The sequence below is a fragment of the Streptomyces sp. NPDC022910 genome (assembly GCF_055561075.1).
On record NZ_JBVHHL010000063.1, the window covers coordinates 36,583 to 43,427 of the forward strand.

Below are 6,845 nucleotides of genomic sequence, written 5' to 3' on the forward strand. Positions count from 1 at the left end.
GCGCCCGGCGACCAGTCGTACCGGTCGCGATCCATCCCGGAGCGCGTCGCTGAAGCCGAGCCTCTGCCGCCGGCACCCCTTTCCCCATTTCCGTCAGGGACTCCTGACGATATTGATATCGTCAGGAGTCCCTGACGGCCGAAGGTCGCAGCTGAGTCGAGGAGTGGCGTATGGGCTGGTTGCACACGGACGACGAGGACGGCACCCACGAGGGATGGGTCGTGGCGGTGCTCTCGGGTGGGGAGGATGCGCCTCACGACACCTTCGAGGACTCGGAAGAGACCTGGAAACGGCGCGTGAACTGGGCGTGGTCCTTCAAGTACGACGGCAGCGAAGGACGACGGCGTGCCCAAGGGCTCCGGGTTGCCTGCGCATGCGGCTGGCGCGGGCCTCGTCGCCCCGCGGACTTCACGGACCCCGACGCATGCGATGAAGGGTTGCAGCGGGAATGGGTCCGGCACGCCGAGGTCAGCATGTCCCGCACACTGCCCGAGCGGCTCCGGCGGCTGCTCGATGAGGTGGAGGAGACGGTCCAAGCACTCAGCGCCCCTCCGCGGCAGGGCGGTGAACCCGACGAGCAACGCCCCCTCCTCGCCGTCTACGTGGCCACCCTGCTCCAGGCGCACGCCGAGGAATGGCAGAAGGAGGCCGTGCGCGCAGCCAGGGCGGCGGACTACTCCTGGGACGAAATCGCGCAGGCGCTCATGACGAGCAAGCAGTCCGCACACGAGAGGTTCCGCAAGCACGTGCCTGACGAGCAGAAGAAGCAGGAACCGGCAGCGCAGAGCGGAGCTTAGGGCTCTTCCGAGGTGAGGCGCAGTTCGATTGAGGTGAAGCGGTTGTACCGGCTGTGCGGGGGTCGGAGGCCGTCCCATTCGACTTCGTACAGGACCTCTCCGGGCCTGCCGCCCCGGAGCGGCACAGTGGCGGCGATGCGTCCCCGGTAGGACGGGATGACTGCGTACTCCACAGGAGCGCCGACGGTCTTGCCGGTGGCGTCGCCGGGGTCGCAGATGCAGTACCGCTCGCCCGGCCACTGGCACGGCTTGGGGTGGAACGTCAGCGTCACGATGCGTCTCTTCGGGGTGCGTCGCAGAGAAGGCCTTCAGTCTCCCAGAGGGAGAAGCGGCCACGCCCGGATTGAAAAGAGCTTCCGACCTTGCTCTCGGAGGGATGCCGCCACCTGCCGGCCGGGGCCGGCCGAAGGCCCCTGTCATGCGCGTGGTCGCGCTGCCGCTCGTCAGCACCGTGGGTGCTCTAAGTCGTCAACCCATACTGCCGAACTCCCCAAAAATGAGTGAGATTTTCAAAAAACATAGTGACTTCACTGAGAATATGAGTGCAATCTGTTACCATGATAGGGAGTTGAGTGTTCTAGGAGGGTGAGTGAGTCAGTCGCCAGAAGCAGAGGCCGCGATGAACGTGACCGCGGCCCGGACTGCCCTGTACTCGCTGGTGAGGCTCGCCGAAGAGGAGGGGCGCACCACGGTGATCACCAAGCACAAGGCGCGCGCCCTGCTGGCGCCACTGGACCGGTTTCCGGCAGCCCGGAAGACCGATGCCTTCCCGGCCCACGTGTTGAGCACGGCGCAGAAGGACTTCGGTGACCTTGTCACGCTGGCAGCGCAAGGCGAACCGCAGGTCCTCCTTCGCAACACCACGCCGGTCGCGGTACTGCTCCCCGCCGGCCCCGCCTCGAGTGCCCTCTCGTCCGACATGGCCGCGCACCCCGGCGCGGCACCCGCAGGAGGTGCGGTGACCAGCCAAGGCAATCAGGACCGCGGCAGCGCGCCGCGCAGGCTCGCCACGCTGGGCGACGCCATCGGTTCCGTACTCACCGACGGCCCGGTCGGCGGCCCCACGTTCGGGCTGCCCGGCCTGGACGCCGCGACGGGCGGTCTGCAGCCGGGCCGGCTGACGTTGGTGGCGGCCGCCCCGAACGTGGGCGGAAGCCTGCTGGGCCTTGCGGCCGCGCGGCGGACCGCGCTCGTCGACCGGCGCACGGTCCTGTACGCGGCGTCGGGACCGAACCGCGACGACATCTTCCGCCGGATCCTCTCCGCCGAGACCGGGGGCGACTACCCGCGCCTGAAGCAGGGCCGCCTCACCGAGCACGAGCAGCAGGTCGCCCACCAGCTGGTCCGCGCAGGCGTTGGTGACCTGCTGCTCATCGACGACGGCAGCAACCTGAGGGCGGAGGACATCGCGGAAACCGCGCCGCACATGGAGGGCCTGGCCCTCGTGGTCGTGGACCGGCTCCAGGCCGCGCACAGTGCCCGCCTGCCGCTGTCCGGGGACCGTCTCCCGGATGCCTCCCAGGTCCTGGCCGGCCTCGCGCGCACCGTGCACGTCCCGGTGCTCGCCGTCGTGGACAGTGACGACCCCGCGCTCCTGGGCCTGATGGACGCCGACGTCCTGGTGACGCTCACCGCGACCGCGGAGCCGGGCAAGGTACAAGTGACGGTTACGGAACGCGACTTCGGCACGATCGGCTCGGCGTACCTGCAGCCCGACCTGCTCCACGCCCGCTTCCTCGACGCCGGAGCCGCACCCGTCGCCCCCGCTCACAGCCCGGCTGCTCCGGCGTCCTCGCCAGTCAGCAGCGGAACGACGGCGCTGGAACTGGCCGAAGCCGCCCTTCCCTACACCTCCGGCGGACACCAGGGGATCCCCGCCGCCCTCACCCACGAGCTCGCGGCATGGCGGACCGCGGTTGCCAACGGCGACCAGGAGGCCCTGAAGGGGATCCTGCCGTCGCTGCTCCAGGCCGCCGCGGCGGTATCGGAGTGGCCGGACACGCATGAGGGGCACCGCCTCGCCGCCGCGCTACGCCCCTACGGCACGCCCGTGTCCGCCGACACCGCCTCAAGCGCCGGCCCGGCCGCTGCTGCCGGTGCCTCTGTCCACGCCCCTGCGGACAGCGGACAGGCCCAGGACGACGCTGCGGAGGACGAGGAAGAGAACCAGGTCGAGCTGGCGCCGGGGGATGAGGAGGACGAGCCCGAGGGCCACGTCTTCCCCGCCCTCAAGATCCTCAAGGACGCGGTCGGCCGCTCGAAGATGCACCCGGTCCCGGTTATCCGCAAAGAGCAGCGCGACAGCGGCCCGTGGCCGCTGATCAGCGAGCACATGGACGGGGAGCCCCGCTGGGTCCACCCCGACGTCGCCCTCACCCGCATTCCCCACATCAACGCGAACGGAAAGCGCGTGAGGCGCGACAAGCTCGACGTTCCCGACTCCTTCGGCGAGGGCGTGCTCTGCCTGATCGACCGCAACGGGTCCTTCCCCTCCGCCTGTTCGGCCGTTCCCCTCGCTCCGAACGAGCTGAAGCACACCGGCCCGCTGGAGGCGTTCGACAAGACCAAGGCCGGCATCTACCTCATCGACATCCCGGTCTGGACGCGCACGGACATGCCGCACCCTCTGGGGCGGATCATCGACCGGCCCGACGAGCAGGGCCGCGTGTGGGTCACCACCCCCCACATCAAGCAGCTGGAGAAGCTCGTCCGCGAAAACCACCTCGATGCCGCGCCGACCATTCACGACTCCTGGACCGGGAAGGCCAACGAGTCCCTGTTCAAGCCCTTCTACGAGGCCACCCGCAAGGCCCGCACCGAGCTCATTCAGGTCGGCGGCGACCCCTACAAGGCGTACAAGACCCGGCTGTCCATCGCGCTGCGCCTGCTCTGGCCCAAGCGCGAGGGGCAGCGGTCCCCGTTCTGGCGGCCGGACTGGCGCATGAGCATGGTCGCCGAGGCGTCCGTGCGTCACTGGTCGGTGGCCTTCAAGGCCGTCCAGGAAGGCAGCAGGCTCGTCGGGCTGTTCAACGTCGACGCGGCCGCCTTCTGGACGCCCGATGGCACAGCGCCCGCCACGTACCGGATCGGTACCGGCTTCGGCGAAGTGAAGGCCAAGTTCATCGAGCCCGGCGGGATCATCCCCAAGGGTGACGACTGATGGCCGGCCCCACAGGCCGCGGCGCCTCCCTGGGCGCCGCCCTCAACGACCTCCTGCGCTCCCAGGTCACTCCCCGCCACCGGCTGTCGTCGTACACGGCCAAGCACTGGCACGCTCAGCTCAGCCAGCTCACCGCGACCCACCGCGGGCAGCAGGCCCTGGAGGACGCCGGCCTCCACGTGACGACCAAGACCCTCATCAACTGGCTGTCCGACTCCGAGTACAACGTCCGCCGCAGCTACCAGGACCTCATCCACACCGCGTACGAGAACACGGCCATCGTCTCCGCCGACCCGCTACCCGACCACATCACGCGGGGCCAGTACGAGATCAGCGGCGTCGTCAAAACCGGGGACGACGAGCGCACGCGCGGCACCGTGGACGCCGCGCCCCTGCGCATCGACGGCAGCCGGGGCCACTGGGACGAGATCGAGGAACTCTGGCTCGCCGGCGAGCTCACCGACGACGAGTTCGAGGACCACTTCATCGACGACGTCATCGTGGAGGACATCGGCGAAGGCACCGACGGATGGGAATTCCCCGGCGCCTCGTACTCCGTCGAAGTCAGGTAGCAGCGCGCACGAGGCAGTCGAACCGTCCTCCGAAGCAAGGGAATCCACATCATGAGCCACCGCCCAGAACGGCGGCAGTTACCGCTGATAGCCGTGTACGGAGAGACGGCCGCGAACGCCGAGCAGCGTGTGGCCGAGCTCCTCGACGCCGCGGGCGCGAGCCCGGCCGAGGTACACACCCTCATCGCGGCCATCCAGGCCGGCGCCGTGGAAGGCGCTCATGGCGAAGTCATCGAGCTGGACACACAGGCCCCCTCCGGCAGCGACCCGGTCCACGAAGGCTGGCTCCGCGCTGTCGAGGCGATCGCCGGCAGGCTCACCCACATCGCCGACCGCACCGTCCGCCAGGCCCAAGCCAAGGCCGCCGCCCTCGAGACGCAGCCGACCGCGCCGAGCCGGACGCCGCCTCCCTTGCCCACGCCCCTCGATAGCGTGGGGGAGGAGCAGGTGCATCAGGTGCTCGAGGCGGCCGAGAGGGCCTTCGTGTCCCTGACCGGCTACACGGGCTTCGACCGCGACCTGTCGGAAGAGATCCTCATGGTCGTCCTGAAGTCTGTCAGCGCCGAGCAGCAGGAGGGCTACATACGGCAGTTGGAGGCCTTCATCGAAGCCAACCGTGAACGCCTCGGGCAGCTGTACGGGAAGTACGGGCCGGGCGGGAAGTTCGCGGACGAGAGCCGCTGCTACCTGACCCACCAGCCCGAGAGCATCGTGGTCTGCGAGCGCCTGGACACGGTCCCGATGTGGCTCCAAGCAGTGTGGAACGACGAACTCGACGCCGAGCTGACGCTGGAGCGCTTCACCAAGTACTGGCGGTTCGGCCTGTGACCCGCATGAGCGGAACCGGCGATCGCTGTGGTGACGGCCGTCGACTCGACGTCCGTCATCGGGGAGAGGTCGAGACACCGTGGCTCAGCTGAAGATCCGGGACCTGCACGACCTCCTGCGTCAGGCCCACGGCGACGAGACCTCGCCCAGGACGGGATCCGGCTCGTCTACGACGGCACCGCCCTGCACATGTCCACGGCCGACACCCCGGACACCGTGATCGCCCGCGCCGACACCTGCGGGTTCACCACCGAGCCGTGGGACGTGACCGCGTACCGCGCCAGCATCACCAGCACAGAGGTGTGGCTGCGCATCCTCGACAGCGAGTACGGCGATCACCTCATCGACGTCGCCCCCTTCTGGGCCCAGCGACCCGCCGCGATCACGTTCACCGCGGGCGGGCACACGGCGGCGTTCCCGGCGATCGCCTGCCCGACCGCACCAGCCGACCGGCGCCCGTAGCGCGGCCGGCCACCGAGGGAAGGACCGAGAGGTGAACGGACGCTGCCCGCGCTGCACGCAGACGCACCATGTCCGCATCCGTCGGGGCGACAAGATCGGCAATCATGACTGCCCCACGTGCGGTGTCCCTCTGCAGGGTGTGACGTCCGGCCGCGGCCGCGGCCGGTACCTCTGTCCCATTGACGGGTACGTCGTCACCCTCGGCCAGACTGCCCTCCAGCTCGACCGTCCCATGCGGCTGATCTTTCGGCCCGGCGAGTTCGGGCGCTGGCAGGTCACCGAGCCGGGCGTGGTCGACGCGGAGCGCCTGGAGCGTGTGGCCGGACACGTCCTCGGGCCCGGCTGCGTGGTGTCCGACTGCTACGACCCCGACCGCGACCGACCGGATGGCTGGGACGGGCAGGCCGGTCTGGTCCTGGTCGACGCCGATGAAGCGGGAGATCCTTCGGACTGGGTGGTCAACGAGCGGCTGACGTACCGCCAGTGCGCAGCCTGCGCCAGTCGTATCCCCGACCTTCCCGAGCGCCACGTCCCGACCGAATGGACTCCGAGCAGGGCCTGGGCGACCAAGGGACGCAGCCAGTACCGCCGCAGCCAGGTCCCCGTGGATCAAGGCCCCCACCCGGCGGACAGCCTGGCCTGCACCGACTGCGACCCCCGCTCGGCGACCGCGCGCCGGTGACCCCCGAACGGCGCCGGCCCTCGCCTCACTCTGGTCGAGTTCACCGAGCAGGTGACCGGAGTCCCAAGCGGTGCGGCCGAGGCCGCGCGGCAGGCCAATTCGACCCGCGTCGCAAGCCCTGAACAACTTCCGTGACCTGCACTTTTTTTGATGCCCACTCAACTCGCAACGTGAGGTCCATCACATACCGGCGTGGCGTATGGGGTACTAGGGGGTGGGGGGGGGGGGGGGGGGGGGGGGGGGGGGGGGGCGCGCGCGGGGGCGCCCCCCCCCCCCCCCCCCCCCCCCCCCCCGGCCCGGGGGGGGCCCCCCCCCCGGGGGGGGGCCCCCCCCCCCCCCCCCCG

7 protein-coding genes are annotated in these 6,845 nt (G+C 70.0%); 6 read left to right on the forward strand and 1 reads right to left on the reverse strand.

The window, feature by feature from the left end:
* The first annotated feature begins 170 nt into the window (after positions 1-170).
* Positions 171-797 carry a hypothetical protein gene (locus ACZ3TS_RS36000; RefSeq protein WP_467626078.1) on the forward strand — a complete coding sequence of 209 codons (627 nt, stop codon included), beginning with the start codon at positions 171-173 and terminating at the stop codon, positions 795-797.
* On the opposite strand, the gene ACZ3TS_RS36005 is transcribed toward ACZ3TS_RS36000, so the two are convergent.
* Positions 794-1,069, reverse strand: a complete 276-nt coding sequence (locus ACZ3TS_RS36005) for a hypothetical protein (RefSeq protein WP_366017453.1) — start codon at positions 1,067-1,069, stop codon at positions 794-796. The genes ACZ3TS_RS36000 and ACZ3TS_RS36005 overlap by 4 nt on opposite strands.
* Positions 1,070-1,386: 317 nt before the next feature.
* On the opposite strand from ACZ3TS_RS36005, the gene ACZ3TS_RS36010 reads away from it, so the two are divergent.
* The 5 genes from ACZ3TS_RS36010 to ACZ3TS_RS36030 all read left to right on the forward strand — a co-directional run bounded on the left by ACZ3TS_RS36010 (position 1,387) and on the right by ACZ3TS_RS36030 (position 6,501).
* Positions 1,387-3,957 carry a DnaB-like helicase C-terminal domain-containing protein gene (locus tag ACZ3TS_RS36010; RefSeq protein ID WP_467626079.1) on the forward strand — a complete coding sequence of 857 codons (2,571 nt, stop codon included), beginning with the start codon at positions 1,387-1,389 and terminating at the stop codon, positions 3,955-3,957.
* Complete coding sequence (locus ACZ3TS_RS36015; protein WP_467626081.1) at positions 3,957-4,529, forward strand: hypothetical protein; 573 nt, start codon at positions 3,957-3,959, stop codon at positions 4,527-4,529. The genes ACZ3TS_RS36010 and ACZ3TS_RS36015 overlap by 1 nt, the downstream gene beginning before the upstream one ends.
* A 51-nt stretch (positions 4,530-4,580) precedes the next feature.
* Positions 4,581-5,357, forward strand: coding sequence for a hypothetical protein (locus ACZ3TS_RS36020; RefSeq protein ID WP_467626082.1), 777 nt, complete (start codon positions 4,581-4,583; stop codon positions 5,355-5,357).
* Between the two features lie 189 nt (positions 5,358-5,546).
* Positions 5,547-5,819, forward strand: a complete 273-nt coding sequence (locus ACZ3TS_RS36025) for a hypothetical protein (RefSeq protein WP_467626083.1) — start codon at positions 5,547-5,549, stop codon at positions 5,817-5,819.
* Positions 5,820-5,850: 31 nt separating this feature from the next.
* The gene (locus ACZ3TS_RS36030) at positions 5,851-6,501 is read left to right on the forward strand and encodes a hypothetical protein (protein ID WP_467626084.1); all 651 of its coding nucleotides are present in this window, start codon (positions 5,851-5,853) and stop codon (positions 6,499-6,501) included.
* Positions 6,502-6,845 lie beyond the last annotated feature (344 nt).